Consider the following 20,249-nt stretch of genomic DNA (forward strand, 5'->3'; position numbering starts at 1 on the left):
GCCAACAACGTGTATAACCAATTGCTTGGTTTGTGTGTACTCGAAAAATCCTATCGGATTTTCCTAATGGTTCGGTTTATTTTGCTAACTTAGTACTTGACAACGCAACCAGCCATACACAAAACCGTTGGCAAACATTTGACGAACGAATAATTAATGACCGAAATAATTACTGGAATTACTATTATTGGATTTGTATTAGCCTTTTTCTCATTCGGAATAGGAATCTATGTGAACCTTTGGATTTATTATTCAGATGATAAAAGCAAATATCCTTTTTTTCCAATTCTCAATCCATTTTCGTTTTCATCTTATGAATTGATGTTAAATTCTATGTTCAAAATGAATTGGAAAATAGAAGGTAAAAATGAAAAACTAAAGCAGAAATCAAATAAATTAAGAAAATTTTCTGGAATAATGTTATTAATAACAATAGGTAGTGGAATATTAAATCTGATTATAAACTAGACAAGTAAAAAACTAAATGAATAACGAATCTGAATTAAATGCTCATTTTGAGCGGAATGAAAAAATGTGGCAGATTTGGGAAGAAAGCGGAATAAATTCAGAAACTGAATTGGTCGTCAATTTTCACTTCTACTCTACTCGGAAAGCGAATACCGAACTTCTTTGCGAAATATTAACTGGCGAAAATATACCGCATAGAATTGAAAAAACTAGAACACTAATTTTCCTAAAAGGCTGGAATATTGAGGCTGATATTAAAAAGAAATGGACTCTAGCCGAATTACAAGGAAAAACTGGAAATATGTTTCTTCTTGCTGAGCAAACTGGAGTTTCTCTGGAAGGTTGTGGAGCATTTATGCCAAATTAATTGGAAAGAAAAACAAAAAACGATTTGCCAACACTGTGTATAACTAATTGCTGGTTCTGTATGTACTCGGAAAATCCTACGGATTTTCCTAATGGTTCGGTTTATTTTACTAACTTAGTTCTCGCCAACGCAACTAGCCATACACAAACACGTTAACAACAATAGTGCAAAAATTCAACAGCACTACTCTATTTGAACTATTATTATTAACACAAAAATCTCAAATTTCTCATTTAAGATTTTCGTTTATCATTTTTTGGAGAACTAAACGCTTTTATGGTCTGTTTTTGTTTATTAAATTATAGCTAGGAAACTCTCAAGATAATTTCTTACTTCAATGGTAAACAATTTATTTTTAAGATAATATCTTCGATCATTTAAAATTGTTTTTTTGTAAGTCAGTCGAATTATCGCTTGCGTTCTGTATCGTTCTAAAATCCAAAAAAGGTGTTCGTTATTATTCCTGTGGTGCAACCTAAATGCTATTATGGACTTTTCTCTTTTGCCAAATCAACGGTTTCTTGGGAATATCAGCTAATGTTAGTTATAGCATTCTCTTTCGGTTGCTGTGAAGTATATAGCTAGTTCAGTGATTTACCAATAACTTGTTCTGCACTACAGTTGCTAACAACGTGTATAATTAATTACTGCGAAATTTCCAATCGGAAATTCACAATAATTAATTATATTAGCTAATAATCGGAAAATGACTTACGTCCTTTTCCGTAACTAATCATACACAAAACCGTTGCCAGTAATGCGGACGAAATCACCAAAAGTTTCCATATAATTCAACTTTTTTGTTATCTTTGCTAAAGTATAACGACAAATAAACTGAATGAAACCAAAATTTGAGGTAGTTTTTCTTGAACAAGCTATTGACTTTATTTCCAAATTGGACGCTAAAGCAAAAAAGAAAATCTATTACAATTTGGATAAAGCGAAACTCGAAAATGACCCAAAACTGTTTAAAAAACTGACAGACGACATTTGGGAATTTAGAACACTTTATCAAGGAATTCAATACAGACTCTTTGCATTTTGGGACAAAACAGATAAAACCGAAACGCTTGTGCTATCGACACACGGAATGGTAAAAAAGGTTAGTAAAGTTCCAAAATCAGAAATTGAGAAAGCATTGAAAATTAGAGCTGAATATTTTGACGAATAAACTTAAAATTATGGCAACGAAAAATAAAAAAATGAAAATGATGACACTTGACCAAATGAAGGACAAGGACATTGGAAAAGTTGGAACACCAGAACGTGACAAATACGAATTTGACTTGCGAATGGAAGTGCTTGGAGATATGATAAAGTCTGTCCGAAAAGAACGGAATTTGACTCAAGAGCAACTCGGAGAATTAATCGGAGTTCAAAAATCGCAAATCTCGAAATTGGAAAGAAACACTAAAAACGTAACTATCGAAACGATTTTAAAAGTGTTCAGAGCATTGAAAGCAAACGTCCGATTTAGTGTCGAAATGAATGAATCGGAATTTAAAGTAGCATAAGCACTACTGGCAACAACGTGTATAATTAATTGCTTTGGTCGTTGCTTATTTGGAAAATTCCTTCGGAATTTTCTCTGGCACGTTTTTGTTTACTAAATTAGTTGATTAACCACGCAACTAACCATACACAAGACCGTTGTGCTTAATTATGACCCGTCCTGAATAAAGGCTACATAATTTTAAACATTATGTATAAAAACGACAAAGTAATTAGACGTTACAGCGAACCTTTTAAATTAAAAATTTTAGCCGAACTTACAACCGGTAAACACACAAAGAGCGAACTTTGTAAACTCTACTCTATTGCTCCTACTACAGTCAATGAGTGGATTAAAAAGTACAATCGTAAAGACTTAATGAACACCAGAGTAAAAGTGGAAACTAAAGACGAAATATCAAGAATAAAAGCACTTCAAAAGGAGATTGAACAGCTTAAAAAGCTACTGTATAAAAAGGATCTAGATGCTTTGGTATTAGATTCATATTTGGAAGTAGCTGCTGAAGATCTTGGCTACAAATCTGTTGCTGAACTAAAAAAAAGTTAAGCATAAAGTCTTAATCAAAGCTAATGAGAAATCTAAGGGATTTGCTTCTTTAACAACTATAACTCATTGTTTTGGCCTTAAACGTGATGCGTATTATAAATACAAATCTAGAGCTGATAAGCGTTTAAAACTAGAACAACAGATTATAAACATAGTCAGTAAAAAACGTAAATCCCTTCCTAGAGAAGGCGTGCGTAAACTCAAAAAATCATTAGATAATGAATTTACTAAAGCCAACCTAAAAGTCGGTAGAGACACCCTATTTAACGTTCTTAGAAAACATAATATGCTTACACTTAGAAAGAAAACCAGTGCCAGAACAACAAATTCTTATCATCGTTTTTATAAGTATAATAACATTATAAAGGATATGAAAGTCACTAGATCAAACCAAGTTTGGCTATCTGATATTACATACATCAGAACAGTAAAAGGCTTTTGTTATCTCGCTTTAATTACAGACATGCATTCCAGGAAAATTGTTGGCTATGACCTGAGTGATAGCTTAGAACTCATTGGATGCGTTAGAGCGCTTAAAAAAGCATTATATCAAGCTAAAAACATTAAAGGACTGGTACATCATTCCGACAGAGGTATACAGTATTGTAGCAAACAATACTCACAAATTTTAAAAAGAAAAAAGATAAATATTAGCATGACAGAAGAAAATCATTGTTATGAAAACGCCATGGCTGAGCGTGTAAACGGAATTTTAAAAGATGAGTTTTATCTCGACCAAACCTTTGATAACGTAGCACACGCAAAGAGAGCTGCAAAAAATGCAATTAATTTATACAACGAAGTAAGATTACATTTATCTTTAGATTATAAAACACCAAATATGGTATATAAATTATCAGCGTAAAATCAATTTTAACCTGTAGCCATATTTCAGGACAAGACATTATGAGAAACATGAGAATATCGACAATCATTCTACTATTTTTTACGGTCATTTTAAATGCTCAAGAAAATTCTGAAAAAGCAAAAGAATTTCTCAACGCTCTGAATTCGGACAAACTAATCACTGAATATTATGGCAAATACAAGAATAAGATACTTGAATCAACAAATTTAGTTTTCAATGACTATGATTTGGATATAACAGATATTACTACTTTAAAAGAATATAATACATCTATTGACAAGAACTTTAAGTTCTATATTCAAGAAGCAAATGACAGAACTTTACAAATATATTCTAACTACGAAAAGGACAGGTTGCAAAAATTTATAAATCTCACTAAAACAGAACCAGATTTCAACAAAGTACTTGTTGAAACTAACTATTCGAAAATCGTAGAAAATATCATTAGAGAACATAGCGAATATGTTTCGCACGATATTCCATTTATAATAAAGGAAATAAAGGCTATTTCCAAACCTTTAAAATTAAGATTAGTTATTGATAACGACACAATATCCAACGTTGCAGAAACTGATTTCAATTTAGAACTGGTTACGAAAAATGAGAAATACAAAAGAATCAAAATTCTAAACAGAGAAAATTCGGAAATCGAAATACCAAATGACCTTGAATATAACGATTTGGAATATATAATTTTATCTTACAATAATGAACAATATATTTTTTTTGAAAATCATTATGAAAACCTACCAAAAGAATTAAGAGCAGTTATGAGCGATGAAGTAAAGGAATTACATAATCCTATTTCAAAGTATTGTTTTGAAAAGCTATTGTTTTGGGAAATAGTTATTGACAATGACCCAAAGAACAATCCTGACTATCAATTAATTAAAAGACCTGATAAGAAAATTAAAGGCTTAATTAGTTTTAAAACTCGAAGTACATCAATTGGAAGAATAAAATAACTACATACAACAACGTGTATAACCAATTGCTTGGTTTGTGTGTACTCGGAAATTCCTATCGGAATTTCCTACTGGTTCGGTTTCTTTTGCTAACTTAGTCCTTGCCAACGCAACTAGCCATACACAAAACCGTTGTGCTTCATTATCAGAAACCGCTAACCAATGATAAAATTCTTTAGAAAAATTAGACAAAATATGATTAAAGAAAATCGAGCAAGTAAATATCTACTATATGCTGTTGGAGAAATTATACTTGTTGTTATCGGAATTTTAATTGCGTTACAAATAAATACTTGGAATAAGAATAAACAATTAAGATTGGCGGAATTAGAAACGCTATATGAAATACAAGTAGCACTGAATCAAGATGTATCCGTTTTAGCCTCAAACTTAAAGAATTTAGAAAGAAAAATACTTCATAGTAGAGAAGTGATATTGCATATTGAAAACAAGTTCCCCTATGAAAAAAAACTAGACGATTTATTTATGGATGTCTATTATCACAGAGGTTACAAAACTTTTAACAACTCGGGTTTTGAGCTATTAAAAGAAAGAGGTTTTGATATTATTCAAAATACCGAATTACGAAAACGAATTACGAAACACTATACAACGGATTTATCCGATATAACTGGAATTCTTTCCAGAGTTGAACAATTAGGATTGATTCAATCCGATAATTTATACGACAATTTTAAACTCACAAAAATTCCAGAAGGCTTTGGTGGTGTAATAGTAGCTTATGATTATGAGCAACTAATCAATGACCCAAAAATTTTAGGACCATTCTACCATTTAGAACTTTTGAATTTGACATATGAACGAAATTTAACGGGTTTCAAAGAAAAAACTGAAGAAGTGTTAAAGATGGTTGAGACAGAACTGGAAGAACGTAAAAAATAACGAAAGCACAACAACGTGTATAATTAATTACTGCGGAATTTCCCAAACGGAAATTCACAATAATTAATTAACTTAGCTGCTAATCGGAAAATGACTTACGCCCTTTTCCGTAACTAATCATACACAAAACCGTTAGCCACAAGTTAATAGCACGTGTTAAAACGAAAATATTTACACGTATTTAATAATTATTTTGTAACTTTGTGAACAGAAACTCATAAACTCATTATTATGAACACAAAATTGACATTAACAATAGAAAGAGAAATAATTGAAAGAGCTAAAAACTATGCGAAAGAAAAAAATCGCAGTTTATCAGATATTATCGAAAACTATTTAAAAATACTCACCAAAGAAGAACAGAAAAACAAAAGCAAAAAGCTTAATCCTGCAGTAGAATCTCTAAGAGGTTCTTTCAAGATGCCTAAAGATATGGATTATAAAAAAGAGCTCAAAAATCGATTAGAAAAAAAATATATTTAAATGGATAAAGTTCTAATAGATACTGATGTTTTACTCGATTTCTTTTTTGATAGAAAACCATTCGCTGAATATTCAGCAGGAATTTTAAATCTTTGCGCTGAAAAAGAAATAAAAGGATATACAACACCAGTTATAATTTCTAATGTTTATTATTTACTTAGAAAAACTGCAAAGCATGATATTATAGTTGAAAAGATTAAACAACTTCTGAATATAATTGATATTATTAAAATGGATAAAAATGCTGTCTTGGATGCATTAAACTCTGAATTTAAAGATTTTGAAGATGCATTGCAAAACTTTTCCGCTATACAAAATGGTCAAATAAAGATTATTTTAACAAGAAACTTAAAAGATTTTAAAAAGAGTGATTTAGCTATTTTGACACCAGAAACTTATCTGAAAGGAAAAACCAGTGGCTAACAACGTGTATAACTAATTGCTAGTGTTGTGTTTACTCGGAAAATCCTGCGGATTTCCCTAATGGTTCGGTTTATTTTGCTAACTTAGTTCCTGCCAACGCAACTAGCCATAACACAAACACGTTATAAACAAGTACTCCGAAATCGTAACTCCTAAGAAAATTGGATTACTAAAATTTAATCATTCGAACTTCTGCCTACTCAAACTCTTAATTGGAAAGCTTACTCGAGCTCTGAAGTTAAAAAGATTAAAACTCTCTGCTTTTAATGACAAATAATTGTAACGAAAAAAAGCCTGGTTTTTTTTCGCGATTTTTTTTGAATTTTAAAGAAGTATTGACCAAAAAACTATTCTAGGCTAAATTTGTTTTTTTTTGTAAATGGTTTTGAAAGTTTGCGGAATTATTCACTCAAACTCTATATTTTCGAAAGGTAAAGAAAACTAATCTTGGATGTTTTTTTATCTATTAGGAAATTTATAGCTAAACTTAAAAGCCTACTCTTGCTCCAACGCTCTTGTCTTGTCGTGATTACTCGAATCTGTCTTACCAGTTTATAACAACGTGTATAACCAATTGCTTGGTTCTAGCCTACTTGGAAATTCCTATCGGAATTTCCTCTGGTTCGTTTTCTTTTGTTAACTTAGTTCTCGCCAACGCAACAAGCCATACACAAACACGTTGCCCACAATATGAAGAAACTGCTTCAAATAGTACTAATTGGACTTTTAACATTGAGTTGCAACAATAAAAACAGAACAGAAACGAAAACTTTTGAGGAAGCGGAAATGGAATTAAAAGATTACAGCGAAAAAGAACGAATAAAAGAATCTCAATATCTGAAAACAAATGTGTTTAACGGACTTGAAAATCTGAATGACGGATTCGACTCTGAATCGATTTACTATTTCTCGGAATCTGACTTTGAAATCGTACTTGGCAGAGTTGAAAAAAACGAAATCGCAATTTTCGGAATTGAACCTTGGCTGAATGGAGATTTCTATGATGTTTTGAGTTACGAAGATTATAAAACTGTTGCGAATGACCCAAAATGGTATAGAAAAGCATTTACCGAATTTAAAAACCGTGAAAAGAATTTAATGTATTCTGCAAGTTATCAAGTTCCGAAAAAATTGTTAGCGGAATAAAATACTGTGGGCAACAACGTGTATAATTCATTGCTAGTTCTAGCCTACTTACGAATATTCCTGCGGAATATTCTATTCGTTATTTATTTGCTAAATTAGTTGCTGAAACACGCAACGAAACCATACACAAACACGTTAACAACAATAGTGCAAAAATTCAACAGCACTACTCTATTTGAACTATTATTGTAAATACAAAAATCTCTAATTTCTCATTTAAGATTTTCGTTTATCATTTTTTGGAGAACTAAACGCTTTTATGGTCTGTTTTTGTTTATTAACTTATAGCTAGAAAACTCTCAAGATAATTTCTTACTTCAATGGTAAACAGTTTCTTTTTAAGATAATATGTTCGTTCATTTAAAATTGTTTTTTCGTAAGTCAGCCAAATTATCGCTAGCGTTCTGTATCGTTCTTAAATCCAAAAAAGGTGTTCGTTAGTATTCCTGTGGTACAACCTAAATGCTATTATGGACTTTTCTCTTTTGCCAAATCAACGGTTTCTTGGAAGTATCAGCTAATGTTAGTTATAGCATTCTCTTTCGGTTGCTGTGAAGTATATAGCTAGTTCTGTGATTTACCAATGACTTGTGCTGCACTACAGTTGCTAACAACGTGTATAATTAATTACTGCGGAATTTCCAATCGGAAATTCACAATAATTAATTATATTAGCTAATAATCGGAAAATGACTTACGTCCTTTTCCGTAACTAATCATACACAAACACGTTGTGCTTCATTATCAGAAACCGCTAACCTATGATAAAATTCTTTAGAAAAATACGCTACGACCTTATGGAAAAAAATAAAACTGGAAAGTATTTTAAGTATGCTATTGGAGAAATTATACTAGTTGTTATTGGAATTTTAATTGCTCTTCAGATTAATAATTGGAATGAAAACAGAAAAAATAAGATTACTGAAGCTGAGTATTACTGTAGAATTTTAGATGACTTTGAACTCAATGTGAGGTTAATTAATGAAAATTATGAGCTGATAACAAACAGAATAAAACTCAACAAAGAGCTTATAAAAGATTTAAACAACATACCAAACGATAAAAGTACAATCCTTAATAAATTTGTAGTTGCTTTAAGACAAGATGTTTTTGTTCCCAGCACCATTACTTTTGAAGATTTAACATCTTCGGGACAACTAAAACTTTTAACAGATATTAAATTAAAGAACAGACTGATTAAACACAGTACATTTTTGAACAACACTATAAATTTACTAAAAGAAAATCGAAATGAAATTATTGAAAGATATTCGGATTATGAGCTATAACTGAATTAGGTTACCAACATATTGATTATATGAAACAAGAACTTGATAAAGAACATATTTCTCTGTTACCAAATATCAATTGGACAAACGATCCTACTCACCCTATATTCATAAAATTTCAAGATAATCTTGTTTTTATTTTGGGTATGCAAATTAGACAGAAACAACATTTTTCTAATTTAAAGCAAGAAATACAAGAACCCTTGGAATTATTAAAAAACAAAAAGTGCAATTAACGAAAGCACAACACCGTGTATAACTAATTGCTGGTATTGTGTTTACTCGGAAAATCCTCACGGATTTCCCTAAAGGTTAGGTTTATTTTGTTAACTTAGTTCCTGCCAACGCAACTAGCCATAACACAAACACGTTAGGTGCAATGTAACAAAACCATAATCTCTTCGTCTTCCATAAACAAACCAATTATTAAAACATTATGCCAGAAAATTTATCGGAACGAAAAGAAACTTGGAAAACAATCTTTCTATTTCTTGCAATCGTTATCCTTCTTACTTCACCTTTTCATTATGCCATAGTTAATTTATATCCATCACGAATATATGTTGGAGCTATAATGTGGTGTCCTGCAATTGCTGCATTTATTACCTTAAAAATAAAAGGTCGTAAGATTTCATCTCTAAATTGGAATTGGGGAAATTGGAAATATATCCGATGGTCTTATTTCATTCCTGCCCTATATGGTATAGTCACTTATATATTAATCTGGATTTTCGGATTGGGAAGTTTAACTAATAGTGAAGAAATAACAAATTGGGGAAAAGATCTTGGTTTGTTTGGAATAGGCACATTAAATCCAACGGCAATAACAATAATAGCAATTACCTTATTAGGTACTGTAGAAGTAATAAGAGCTTCTGCAACAACTTTAGGAGAAGAAATTGGGTGGAGAGGTTTTTTTATCTATGAATTGAGAAAGGTACTTTCATTTACTAGTGTATCAATTTTTAGTGGATTTATTTGGGCTGCTTGGCATTGGCCACTACTTGTTTACTATAGTAATAATATGCTATTAGAATTTATAACATTCTTCATAGTAATCATTTCTATGTCTTTCATTATGACCTACTACGCTTTTAAATCTAAAAGTCTTTGGCCAGCTGTAATATTTCACGCAGTAAGTAATGTTTATATTCAAAAAATAATGCCTGAACTAACAATTAAGAATGAAGGAACGGAATATTGGCTTGGCGAAAACGGAATTATGTTTGCAATTGTTACTTGTGTTTTTGGAATTTACTTTTGGAGAAAAGCGATTAAAGAAAAATTATAAATAAAACACAGCGCCTAACAACGTGTATAACCAATTGCTTAGTCTTTATGTACTAGGAAAATCCTAACAGATTTCCCTAATGGTTCGGTTTATTTTGTTAACTTAGTTCTTGCCAACGCAACCAGCCATACACAAAACCGTTATGCCCAATTACAAAAAAAATTCAACTTTATATTGTCTATAAATATTTAACCTAATTCATAGGAATATATCTGTTATAGATATCTTCTTCTATCATACTTTTCCATTTAACGTAGTTCTTTTCCCAAACTAATTGGAATTCCTCATACTCATGCACCTTATCAAAAGTCTCTTGATCAGGCCAGTTGGATTCAAAAATGTATTTGTATTGTCCTTCGCTACCTTCAGTTTCTTTCCAGAAATTGAATCGGATGTTTTGATATCCTAATTCCGTAACTACTTTATTGAAATCATCTGCAATTGCTACTATTTTGGCTTCATCTTCAACAGTTTTTAAACTTACAAGATGAACGGTTCTGAATCCTACTACAGTGGTTTTTTTATTTTTAGTCAATTCTTGTCCCAAAACGGTATTTGGAATAGCTATAATAAATACAAAAACCATAATAAAGTACTTATTCAATTTTGACATGTTACTTCCTTTTTAATATGTTAGATAGAAAAATAATATAATTCAATATAAATATAATTTTTAATAGTTGTTTTATCTTTCGGCATCGTTTTTTACACAGATAACGGATTTGATACTAGAACTATTCAAAAACAATCATGATTAGTACGGATACAATAAACACTATCAAACATGGAATAAAAAGTTTACTTGATTATTAAGAAATAAAATTAACATGGGCATAACAACGTGTATAACCAATTGCTTGGTCTGTGTGTACTCGGAAAATCCTACGGATTTTCCTACTGGTTCGGTTTCTTTTTGCTAACTTAGTTCTCGCCAACGCAACCAGCCATACACAAAACCGTTGTAAAACATTACCTCAAAACTTCAAAATTCAACGAAACACATCAAATATTATGAATAACACGTTACAATGTGTTACATTTACATGTATTTTTAACACGTTGTAACATGAAGATTGAAAATCCACCAAGTATTAAAGATTTTGACTTTAATAAATATATTGAATGTTTTAAAAAAGATGGTATGGATTCTTTTATAGCGGAAACTGACAAAAGATATTTTTATTGGTCTGAAATAAAACATCGTCCAAATTTACCATTTGAAAGCCCAGAAAAAGCATGGGAAACTATTAAAACACATAGGTTTATTGGAGCTAAAAGATTGTTTTTCGGAAAACATGAATTCACATACAACCTTACTTCTTTTATCCAAGAAGATTTACACAACTTTGATTTAAAACTTATAGGTGGACTTTATAAAAATTCAATAACACCACAAGAACAACAAGAATATTTCAAAAACTCTTTAATAGAAGAAGCAATAGCTTCGTCTCAAATTGAAGGTGCAGCAACAACAACTGATGTTGCAAGAGAAATGATTAAATCTGGAAGAAAACCTAGAACGGAATCTGAACAGATGATAATTAACAATTTCAGAGCCATTAGAGAAATAGAAAATAGGCTTGATGAAGATTTATCTACTGAATTGATATTAGATATCCATCAAATAATGACAGTAAAAACTGATGCTACTATATATGCCGAAAAATTTAGAGACCATCCAATTTATGTTAAAGACCATATCGATGGCGAAATTGCTTTCACAGCTCCTGAATTTTCTGAAGTTAATCAATTAATCGAACAGCTTATAAATTTCATTAATTCAGAAAAAGAATTTTATCATCCAATAAAAAAAGCTTCTATTCTACATTTTATGATAGGATATATTCACCCATTCGGAGATGGAAACGGTAGAACAGCCAGAGCTCTTTTTTATTGGTATTTGATAAAAAAAGGATACTCATTACTAAAACACATTTCAATTTCTAAAGCAATTTTAAATTCAAGAACAAGTTATAACAAAGCATTTTTAAAAACAGAGCATGACGACAATGATTTAACCTATTTTATTATGTATTCTATGAAAAGTTTAAGAGTTGCTTTTCAAAGTTTGGTTACTTACAGAGATAAAAAAAGAGAGGAAAGACAAAAGGCATCTGAAATAATTTATGAATTGACACAAAAAGGATTTAATAAAAGACAAGCTGATTTACTAGGATATTTATTTATTAAACCAAAAGCTAAAATAACTGTTCCAATATATTCTAAACGACATGATATTGTCAGACAGACTGCTAGCAGAGATTTAGTTGATTTAGAAGAAAAAGGAATTGTTTTTAAAAGTAAAGATGGTAAAACAATGGTCTATGAATTAATTAATATTGAAAAAATTGGAAATTATTTAAACAAATAACGTTTTACAACAACGTGTATAATTAATTGCTCATTGTGTGCGTACTCGGAAAATCCTGCGGATTTCCCTCTGGTTCGTTTTCTTTTACTAATTTAGTTCTAGCCAACGCAACTAACCATACACAAAACCGTTGTGTGCAATAATGACCCGTCCTGAATAAAGGCTACATAATTTTAACATTATGTACAAAAATGACAAAGTAATTAGACGTTACAGCGAACCTTTCAAATTAAAAATTTTAGCCGAACTTACAACCGGAAAACACACAAAGAGCGAACTTTGTAAACTCTATTCTATTGCACCAACAACGGTCAATGTGTGGATTAAAAAGTACAATCGTAAAGACTTAATGAACACCAGAGTAAAAGTGGAAACAAAAGACGAAATATCAAGAATTAAAGCACTGCAAAAAGAAATCGGACAGCTTAAAAAACTACTGCTTAAAAAGGATCTGGATGCTATGGTTTTGGATTCTTACCTGGAAGTAGCTGCAGAAGATCTAGGCTACAAATCTGTTACTGAACTAAAAAAAAAGTTAAGTATAAAGCCCTAATCATAGCTAAAGCCAACTCTAAGGGATTTGCTTCTCTAACTACTATAGCCCATTGTTTTGGACTTAAACGTGATGCGTATTACAAATACAAATCTAGGGCTGATATGCGTTTAAAACTGGAACAACAGATTATAAACATTGTTAGAAAAAGACGCAAATCCCTTCCTAGAGAAGGCGTGCGTAAGCTTACAAAATCTTTAGATGTAGATTTTACTAAAGCCAATATTAAAGTTGGTAGAGATACTTTATTTAATGTTCTTAGAAAATACGATATGCTGACCCTTAGAAAGAAAACCAGCGCAAGAACTACCGATTCTTATCATCGTTTTTATAAGTATAATAACATTATAAAAGACTTAGAAGTTACTAGAGCTAACCAAGTTTGGGTTAGTGACATAACTTATATTAGAACCGTAAAAGGCTTTTGTTATTTGGCTTTAATAACCGATATGCATTCTCGTAAAATCGTAGGTTATGACCTTAGTGACAGCTTGGAGCTCAAAGGATGCGTAAGAGCACTTAACAAGGCCATTTATAAGGCCAAAAACACCTGTACTGAGCGCAGTCGAAGTATTAATGGGCTTATTCATCATTCAGATAGAGGAATACAATATTGCAGTAATGTATACACACAAATATTAAAAAGAAAAAAGATAGATATTAGGATGACTGAAGAAAATCATTGTTACGAAAACGCAATGGCAGAACGTGTAAATGGCATCTTAAAAGATGAATTCTATCTCGACCAAACCTTTGATAACGTGGCTCACGCAAAGAGAGCTGCAAAAAATGCGATTAATTTATACAATGAAGTGAGATTACATTTATCTTTAGATTATAAAACACCAAATATGGTATATAAATTATCAGCTTAATTCAATTTTAACCTGTAGCCATATTTCAGGACTAGACATGCAAAAAACGATATGAAGAAAATTTTAGCAATAGCAATTCTATTAATAACAACTCAAAATTTAATTTCTCAAACAGCTAAGGAATTAAACACTAAAGGAATTGAACTTGCTAAAAAAGGGAAAATAGACAAAGCTTTCTCAATATTTGAAAAGGCAATTAAACTTTATCCTGATTCACCTGGACCATATACTAATAGAGGTAATGTTTATAGAATGCGTAAAGAATATGAACTTGCCATAAAAGATTATACAAAATCATTAAAATTAGATCCTGAAAATTTGAACGTACTTTATGCAAAAGCTAATACTTATTTAGATGCAGGTAACTTCGAAATGGCTATTTCAGATTACTCCGAAATAATCGATATAAAACCATCGTTTTCGGACATTTATTTTCAAAGAGCATATGCGAAAATAAGATTAGAAAAATACGAAGAAGCGAAAATTGACTTAGAATCTCAATTGAAAATATCGTCAAAAGATTTCAAGTCATTAACTAATTTAATAAATATCAAAAAAGAATTAAAATTGTTCGAAGAAGCATTAGCGGATTATGAAAAAATAGTTTCTGAATTTCCGAATCAACCGAATCTACACATTCTTTACAATAATTGGGCAAGTCTTTATAAAGAAATTAAGAAACCAGAAGAAGCATTAGTAAAAATTAATCTAGCTTTAAAATTAAAAAAGAACTATGATATAGGACATTTCAATCGAGCTGGAATTTACTTAAAACTTAATGATCAGAAAAAAGCTTGTAAGGACTTTAAAAAAGCCATTAAACTGAATCTTGAAAAAAACGAACATTTTGAAGTTGATGAAGAATATGAACAATTGAAAAAACTTTGCGAATAAAAACTGGTGCCAACAACGTGTATAACCAATTGCTTGGTTATAGCTTACTCGGAAATTCCTGTCGGAATTTCCTACTGGTTTGGTTTCTTTTGTTAACTTAGTTCTCGCCAACGCAACAAGCCATACACAAACACGTTGCGCCCAATTAAAAAATTTCGTTTCATTTCATAATTAGAACTAAATGATTCTATCTTTGATAGTATCAAATGATAGTATCATAAATGAAACCACCTTACGAAATAACATCTTCGATTTTAAAATTAATAACTTCTATTTCAGAAAAAATAGGAGAAGTAAATGCAAGTTTATTAAACAAGCCTTCAACCAAATTAAGAAAACAGAATAGAATTAAAACTATTCATTCTTCTTTAAAAATAGAGGGAAACACACTTACTGAAGAACAAATAACTGCTCTTCTGGAAAACAAAAGAGTCATCGGTCCAAAAAAAGATGTTGTTGAAGTTTTTAATGCAATTAAAATCTATGAAAATCTTGAGTTATACAACCCTTCTCAAGAAAAGTCTTTTTTAAAAGCTCATCAAAACTTAATGGAAAGCCTGATTGAAGATGCTGGAAAATATAGAAACCAAAGTGTCGGAATTGTTAAAGGTTCAAAAGTAGAACATTTAGCAACTCCTTTTGAAAATGTTTCATATTTAATGAAAGACCTTTTTGAATATTTGCAAAAGTCAGACGAAATTGAATTAATTAAAAGTTGTGTTTTCCATTACGAAATGGAATTTATACATCCTTTTTTGGATGGAAATGGCAGAATGGGAAGATTGTGGCAAACTTTAATTTTAATGAAAAAATATCCAGTCTTTGAGTTTTTGCCTTTTGAAACTATAATTAGTAACGACCAAGAAAAATATTACAAAGCTTTGGCTGAAAGTGACAAATCTGGAAAATCAACAAAATTTATTGAATATATGTTAAGTGTAATTGATATTTCAATAAGTAAGTTATTGGATTTCAATAATCGAACATTAAATGAAAAAGATAGATTAGATTATTTTGTTTCTTTGAATAAAGCTGAGTTTACAAGAAAAAATTATATGGATGTTTTTAAAGATATTTCTTCAGCAACAGCAAGTAGAGATTTAAAGAAAGGTGTGGAATTAAATCTATTTGAGAAAATAGGAGAAAAAAATAAAACAATTTATCGCTTAAAATAACAGGGCACAACAACGTGTATATCCAATTGCTTGGTTTGTGTGTGCTCAGAAAATCCTATCGAAAAATAATGTAAATTTACCTGAACTGACGATTTAAAAACAAACCTAGTTCAAACTATTTTTTTGCCTTCTAAACGGCTGAAAAAAATAGTTTGAACGTCTAAATAATAACCAAAAAAGAGTCAACCTATTTCAGTATAATACATAACTAACTAAGTTAAAAAAATCATAATATATTAAACCAATCCAAAATTGGGTAGTCTCATTAAAAACTTTAGAAAAACACGATGAAACACCTAATAATTTTATTCTTAATAATAACTACTATTTCTGCTAATGCAAAAACGAAATTAATAGTAACAGACACTACTAATGTTGTAGAAAATAATGTGCTTTATAAAGTTTTTAGTGATAACAATTATATTTATTTGAATATCAGCACTACTGACAAAAACACATCAATGTCCATAATTAGAAATGGACTTACTATATACTTTGACATCAAAGGAAAAAAGAAAAAAGATGTTTACATAAAATATCCATATAACATAAAACCTAGACATTTAAAGCAAAACTCTCAAGAGGCGAAAAGAAACCAAGAATTTAGTGCAATAGATTTAAATTCAATTATAAAAAACCTTCCCAAAGAAGCTGAGTATACATACTATGATGAAAAACAAACATTTCATAAAGATCTTAACATACAAGATATATCTTTAAGCTATATAACTACTAGAGAATCATTGGTTTTTTCATTAAAAATACCTAAAAGCAGGATAAGCAATGAAAATAAAATTGATTTTACAAAATTATCTATTGGTGTGCTAACAAATAAACACAAGAGAAGTTTTGAAATGGAAAATAAGCAAGCACAAGGTCAAGGAATAAGAACAGGAAATGGAAACCGTCGTGGAGGTAGAATGGGACGTGGTAATGGTCAAAAAAATGGAGGAAATAGAGGAGAAAAGCAAAACCTAGATACTGAACAGATTCATATCGATTTTTGGTTTGATGCTAAAATAGAGAGAAACTAAAAACGTTTCACAACAACGTGTATATTTAATTGTTGGTTATAGCCTGCTTACGAATATTTCTGCGGAATATTCTATCTGTGTTTTATTTGCTAAATTAGTTCCTTAAACACGCAACTAACCATACAAACACGTTAGCCATAATAAAAACTCACTCAACTGTAACAAAGAGAATCTAATTAAGTCTTTAGAGAAATAAAACTTATGCATAAAAAACAGTTCGGAATACTAATAATGTTGGTATTTCTATTTCCAAAATTTGGAACTTCACAAAACATAGAATCTAAAGTAGATAGCCTCTATCAAGTAAATGAAAGTGAACCCGGATTTTCAATTGCCATATTTAAAGGAAATGAAATCATTCTTGAAAAACAATACGGTAATTCCAATCTTGATTACAATATTCCAATAACAAACGAAACGGTTTTTGATATTGGTTCTATTGCTAAACAATTTACTGCTGCTGCAATATTATTGTTAGAAAAAGAAGGAAAACTTTCAATCAAAGAGCCTGCATATAAGTATATTGACAACCTAACTAGATACAAAAAAGGCGACCCAACCATAGAACAGTTATTAAATCAAACTAGTGGAATACAAGAAGTTGACCCATATTTATTCTTACTTGACTTAAATTGGTATGACTTGTTGACCCAATCACAAATGATAAACATAATCACAAAACAAAAAGAACTCAACTTTAGTCCAGGTGAGTACTTTCAATACACCAATGCAAACTATATATTACTTGCTAACATAATAGAAAAAACTTCAGAAAAATCGTTTCCAGATTATTTGGAAAAACACATCTTCTTACCCTTAGGGATGAAAAGCACTACTAAGAAAAACAGCAGTTATTCTACCATAAAAAACAGAGCAGTTGGTTACATTGAAGATAGCGGAATATTTTATAAAACAGATTTCAAATCAACAATCTACAACGGAGATGGTCAAGTTTTAACATCTCCTAGAGATATGTTCAAGTGGCATCAAAATATTAAAAACGCAACTATTGGAACATCCGAATTATGGAAAAAAATGCATACCAAAGGCAAATTAAACAATGGAGAAGAAATAAGTTACGGGTTAGGTGTAGAATTTGAAACACATAAGGGATATAAAGCAATGGGGTTTGATGGAATGATACAAGGTGGTTTTGTTTCAAAATACTTATACTTTCCTGAATTAGATATCGCTTTTTTCACTACTCAAAATATATTTGATTGGGACTTTAGAGAGCGTTTCTTCCAACTAGTCGATTTGTATATTCCTAAAAAGGAGTCAATAAATAGCGAATTTCAGTCAGTTGATTATAAAGAAATAAAGCTGCCAAAAACTGAACTCAAAAAATACGAAGGAACTTATATCTTTCTTGGAAACGAGGAAGAATCCATAAAAATAAATACAATAAAATTAATCCGTAAAAAGTTAATTGCCTTTGATTCCGATGGAGAAGAGATTTCTGAATTAAAACCTATTGGTAATCAGAAATTTATATTTTTTAGCGATAAAGTCATTGAGTTTACTATTAATGAAAAAATAAAAGAATACAAATTTTCTCATTATCCCTCTGATATTGAAGCTCCTTGGGTGTTCAAAGAATATAAACCATATAACCATACACAAAGTGAGTTAAAAGAATTTGAAGGTCAATATTTTAATGCTAATTTTCAAATAGGGAAAAAAATAAAGTTGGAAAACAACATCTTATATTTTTACCATAGAAATGGAGCTTGGAAAACTGAAATAGAATCAGTAGCGAAAGACATACTGGAGATTCAAAACTACCCGATTGAACTTGTACGTTATGATAATGAAACAATTAAAGGAATTAAAATTATGGGGTTATTGTTCAAAAAAATAAAATAATTACTATGGCTAACACCGTATATAATTAATTGCTAGTCCTAGCCTACTTACGAATATTTCTGCGAAATATTCTATCTGTGTTTTATTTGCTAAATTAGTTGCTTAAACTCGCAACTAGTCATATTTCAGGACAAGACATTATGAAAAAATTGAAATTAATGAGTAAAAAAAACACAATCAAAATTATCAATCTAATTTTCAGTTTAATTTTTCTAATAGTTCACAGTTCTTTCGCTTCAACTGATAATTCTGATTTTGTGGTAACTACCATTACCCAAAATGTATATAGCATTGTTTCTCCTTCAAAAGGATTACCTACTCCTAAAAATAAAGGTTGGAATTCTAATATCCATTTTGTAGTTACGAAAAAAGGAGTCTTACTTTTTGATACAGGATCTTCCGAATCTATTGGTCTCAAAATAAAAAAAGCTATTAAGTCGATTACTGACCAACCTGTTCGGTGGATAATTAATTCGCATAGTCATGCAGACCATTGGTTGGGTAATGCAGCATTTACAAATACTGCGTTTGAAATTATTACAAGTAGTAAAGCATTAGCAACAATGAAAGAGCATGGACAACCATCTTTGGACTTTTATTTTAAAGTGACTAAAGGAACAATTGGTTCTACACAGCTTGTTTACCCTACAGTAATACTAATGCAAGGAATAAAGCGAAATTTTGGAGGAATAGACGTAGAAATTATTCTTTCTAATGATGGACATTCTCCTGGAGATATATTGATTTGGTTACCAAAACAAAAAATCATAATAGGTGGAGATGTATTAAGTTCTGATTGGATGCCAATGATTACTGGACATGGTAATATTCCAAATTTAATTAAAACACTTAACACCGTAGCAAAATTAAACCCAACTATTGTCTTAACAGGACATGGTAAAGCAACTAATGTAGAATCTGTAACACGAGATGCTGGTTTATTATCAAGTATCTGGAAAAAGGTAAAATCAGATTATGAAAAAGGTGGAAAATCGAATGAGACTCTTAAAGATATTAGAACAAAATTGAATCCTAAATACAAAACCTTATATAAAGATTTTGAATTAGAAATTGAACGATATGTTAATCTTATGTATGAATTACAACATTAGTCCATTTTTCAAAGATTTCTTGGTTTCAAAATGAGTTTCTTCATTTACCCTAAATGAAATATGAAAAACAAATATACGTTGGGTAACAACAGGTATAAACAATTGCT

Annotated in this window: 23 protein-coding genes; 22 read left to right on the forward strand and 1 reads right to left on the reverse strand. The window is 30.4% G+C overall.

The window, feature by feature from the left end:
• Nucleotides 1–156: 156 nt before the first annotated feature.
• The 14 genes from MUN68_RS09350 (at nucleotide 157) to MUN68_RS09415 (ending at nucleotide 10,262) form a co-directional block, all read left to right on the forward strand.
• Nucleotides 157–468, forward strand: coding sequence for a hypothetical protein (locus MUN68_RS09350; RefSeq protein ID WP_249997304.1), 312 nt, complete (start codon nucleotides 157–159; stop codon nucleotides 466–468).
• 16 nt (nucleotides 469–484) lie between these two features.
• Nucleotides 485–835, forward strand: a complete 351-nt coding sequence (locus MUN68_RS09355; protein ID WP_249997305.1) for a ribonuclease E inhibitor RraB — start codon at nucleotides 485–487, stop codon at nucleotides 833–835.
• A gap of 838 nt (nucleotides 836–1,673) precedes the next feature.
• Nucleotides 1,674–2,006 carry a type II toxin-antitoxin system RelE/ParE family toxin gene (locus MUN68_RS09360; protein WP_249997306.1) on the forward strand — a complete coding sequence of 111 codons (333 nt, stop codon included), beginning with the start codon at nucleotides 1,674–1,676 and terminating at the stop codon, nucleotides 2,004–2,006.
• A 10-nt stretch (nucleotides 2,007–2,016) separates the two neighbouring features.
• Nucleotides 2,017–2,349, forward strand: coding sequence for a helix-turn-helix domain-containing protein (locus MUN68_RS09365; protein WP_092210206.1), 333 nt, complete (start codon nucleotides 2,017–2,019; stop codon nucleotides 2,347–2,349).
• A 188-nt stretch (nucleotides 2,350–2,537) separates the two neighbouring features.
• The gene (locus tag MUN68_RS09370) at nucleotides 2,538–2,894 is read left to right on the forward strand and encodes a transposase (RefSeq protein ID WP_249997307.1); all 357 of its coding nucleotides are present in this window, start codon (nucleotides 2,538–2,540) and stop codon (nucleotides 2,892–2,894) included.
• A gap of 58 nt (nucleotides 2,895–2,952) precedes the next feature.
• Entirely contained in the window at nucleotides 2,953–3,759 is an 807-nt protein-coding gene (locus MUN68_RS09375; protein WP_249997313.1) for an IS3 family transposase, read from the forward strand.
• 41 nt (nucleotides 3,760–3,800) lie between these two features.
• A complete protein-coding gene (locus MUN68_RS09380; RefSeq protein WP_249997308.1) occupies nucleotides 3,801–4,727 on the forward strand; it encodes a hypothetical protein in 927 nt (308 codons plus the stop codon).
• 195 nt (nucleotides 4,728–4,922) lie between these two features.
• Nucleotides 4,923–5,630: a DUF6090 family protein gene (locus tag MUN68_RS09385; RefSeq protein ID WP_249997309.1), complete on the forward strand. Its 708-nt coding sequence runs from the start codon at nucleotides 4,923–4,925 to the stop codon at nucleotides 5,628–5,630.
• A 231-nt stretch (nucleotides 5,631–5,861) separates the two neighbouring features.
• Nucleotides 5,862–6,113, forward strand: a complete 252-nt coding sequence (locus MUN68_RS09390; RefSeq protein ID WP_249997310.1) for a DUF6364 family protein — start codon at nucleotides 5,862–5,864, stop codon at nucleotides 6,111–6,113.
• Nucleotides 6,114–6,536: a type II toxin-antitoxin system VapC family toxin gene (locus MUN68_RS09395; RefSeq protein ID WP_249997311.1), complete on the forward strand. Its 423-nt coding sequence runs from the start codon at nucleotides 6,114–6,116 to the stop codon at nucleotides 6,534–6,536.
• Nucleotides 6,537–7,226: 690 nt separating this feature from the next.
• The gene (locus tag MUN68_RS09400; protein WP_249997312.1) at nucleotides 7,227–7,682 is read left to right on the forward strand and encodes a hypothetical protein; all 456 of its coding nucleotides are present in this window, start codon (nucleotides 7,227–7,229) and stop codon (nucleotides 7,680–7,682) included.
• Between the two features lie 797 nt (nucleotides 7,683–8,479).
• On the forward strand, nucleotides 8,480–8,971 hold the full coding sequence (locus MUN68_RS09405; protein ID WP_249997468.1) for a DUF6090 family protein: 492 nt from the start codon (nucleotides 8,480–8,482) through the stop codon (nucleotides 8,969–8,971).
• A 29-nt stretch (nucleotides 8,972–9,000) separates the two neighbouring features.
• Nucleotides 9,001–9,207 (forward strand): hypothetical protein, encoded by a 207-nt coding sequence (locus MUN68_RS09410; protein WP_249997470.1) that lies wholly within the window; start codon nucleotides 9,001–9,003, stop codon nucleotides 9,205–9,207.
• A gap of 200 nt (nucleotides 9,208–9,407) precedes the next feature.
• A complete protein-coding gene (locus MUN68_RS09415; RefSeq protein ID WP_249997471.1) occupies nucleotides 9,408–10,262 on the forward strand; it encodes a CPBP family intramembrane glutamic endopeptidase in 855 nt (284 codons plus the stop codon).
• Between the two features lie 193 nt (nucleotides 10,263–10,455).
• Here MUN68_RS09415 and MUN68_RS09420 read toward each other — a convergent pair whose 3' ends face one another.
• The gene (locus MUN68_RS09420) at nucleotides 10,456–10,875 is read right to left on the reverse strand and encodes a hypothetical protein (RefSeq protein WP_249997473.1); all 420 of its coding nucleotides are present in this window, start codon (nucleotides 10,873–10,875) and stop codon (nucleotides 10,456–10,458) included.
• 453 nt (nucleotides 10,876–11,328) lie between these two features.
• On the opposite strand from MUN68_RS09420, the gene MUN68_RS09425 reads away from it, so the two are divergent.
• The 8 genes from MUN68_RS09425 to MUN68_RS09460 all read left to right on the forward strand — a co-directional run bounded on the left by MUN68_RS09425 (nucleotide 11,329) and on the right by MUN68_RS09460 (nucleotide 20,142).
• The gene (locus MUN68_RS09425) at nucleotides 11,329–12,633 is read left to right on the forward strand and encodes a Fic family protein (RefSeq protein ID WP_249997475.1); all 1,305 of its coding nucleotides are present in this window, start codon (nucleotides 11,329–11,331) and stop codon (nucleotides 12,631–12,633) included.
• 181 nt (nucleotides 12,634–12,814) lie between these two features.
• Nucleotides 12,815–13,186 carry a transposase gene (locus MUN68_RS09430; protein WP_249997592.1) on the forward strand — a complete coding sequence of 124 codons (372 nt, stop codon included), beginning with the start codon at nucleotides 12,815–12,817 and terminating at the stop codon, nucleotides 13,184–13,186.
• A gap of 44 nt (nucleotides 13,187–13,230) precedes the next feature.
• The gene (locus MUN68_RS09435; protein WP_249997595.1) at nucleotides 13,231–14,061 is read left to right on the forward strand and encodes an IS3 family transposase; all 831 of its coding nucleotides are present in this window, start codon (nucleotides 13,231–13,233) and stop codon (nucleotides 14,059–14,061) included.
• 51 nt (nucleotides 14,062–14,112) lie between these two features.
• Nucleotides 14,113–14,955, forward strand: coding sequence for a tetratricopeptide repeat protein (locus tag MUN68_RS09440; RefSeq protein ID WP_249997051.1), 843 nt, complete (start codon nucleotides 14,113–14,115; stop codon nucleotides 14,953–14,955).
• A 221-nt stretch (nucleotides 14,956–15,176) separates the two neighbouring features.
• Nucleotides 15,177–16,130, forward strand: a complete 954-nt coding sequence (locus MUN68_RS09445; RefSeq protein ID WP_249997052.1) for a Fic family protein — start codon at nucleotides 15,177–15,179, stop codon at nucleotides 16,128–16,130.
• 287 nt (nucleotides 16,131–16,417) lie between these two features.
• Nucleotides 16,418–17,164, forward strand: a complete 747-nt coding sequence (locus MUN68_RS09450; protein WP_249997054.1) for a hypothetical protein — start codon at nucleotides 16,418–16,420, stop codon at nucleotides 17,162–17,164.
• Nucleotides 17,165–17,365: 201 nt separating this feature from the next.
• A complete protein-coding gene (locus MUN68_RS09455) occupies nucleotides 17,366–19,030 on the forward strand; it encodes a serine hydrolase domain-containing protein (RefSeq protein ID WP_249997055.1) in 1,665 nt (554 codons plus the stop codon).
• Between the two features lie 158 nt (nucleotides 19,031–19,188).
• Nucleotides 19,189–20,142: an MBL fold metallo-hydrolase gene (locus MUN68_RS09460; RefSeq protein WP_249997056.1), complete on the forward strand. Its 954-nt coding sequence runs from the start codon at nucleotides 19,189–19,191 to the stop codon at nucleotides 20,140–20,142.
• Nucleotides 20,143–20,249 lie beyond the last annotated feature (107 nt).

Source organism: Psychroserpens ponticola, assembly GCF_023556315.2.
Lineage (GTDB): Bacteria > Bacteroidota > Bacteroidia > Flavobacteriales > Flavobacteriaceae > Psychroserpens > Psychroserpens ponticola.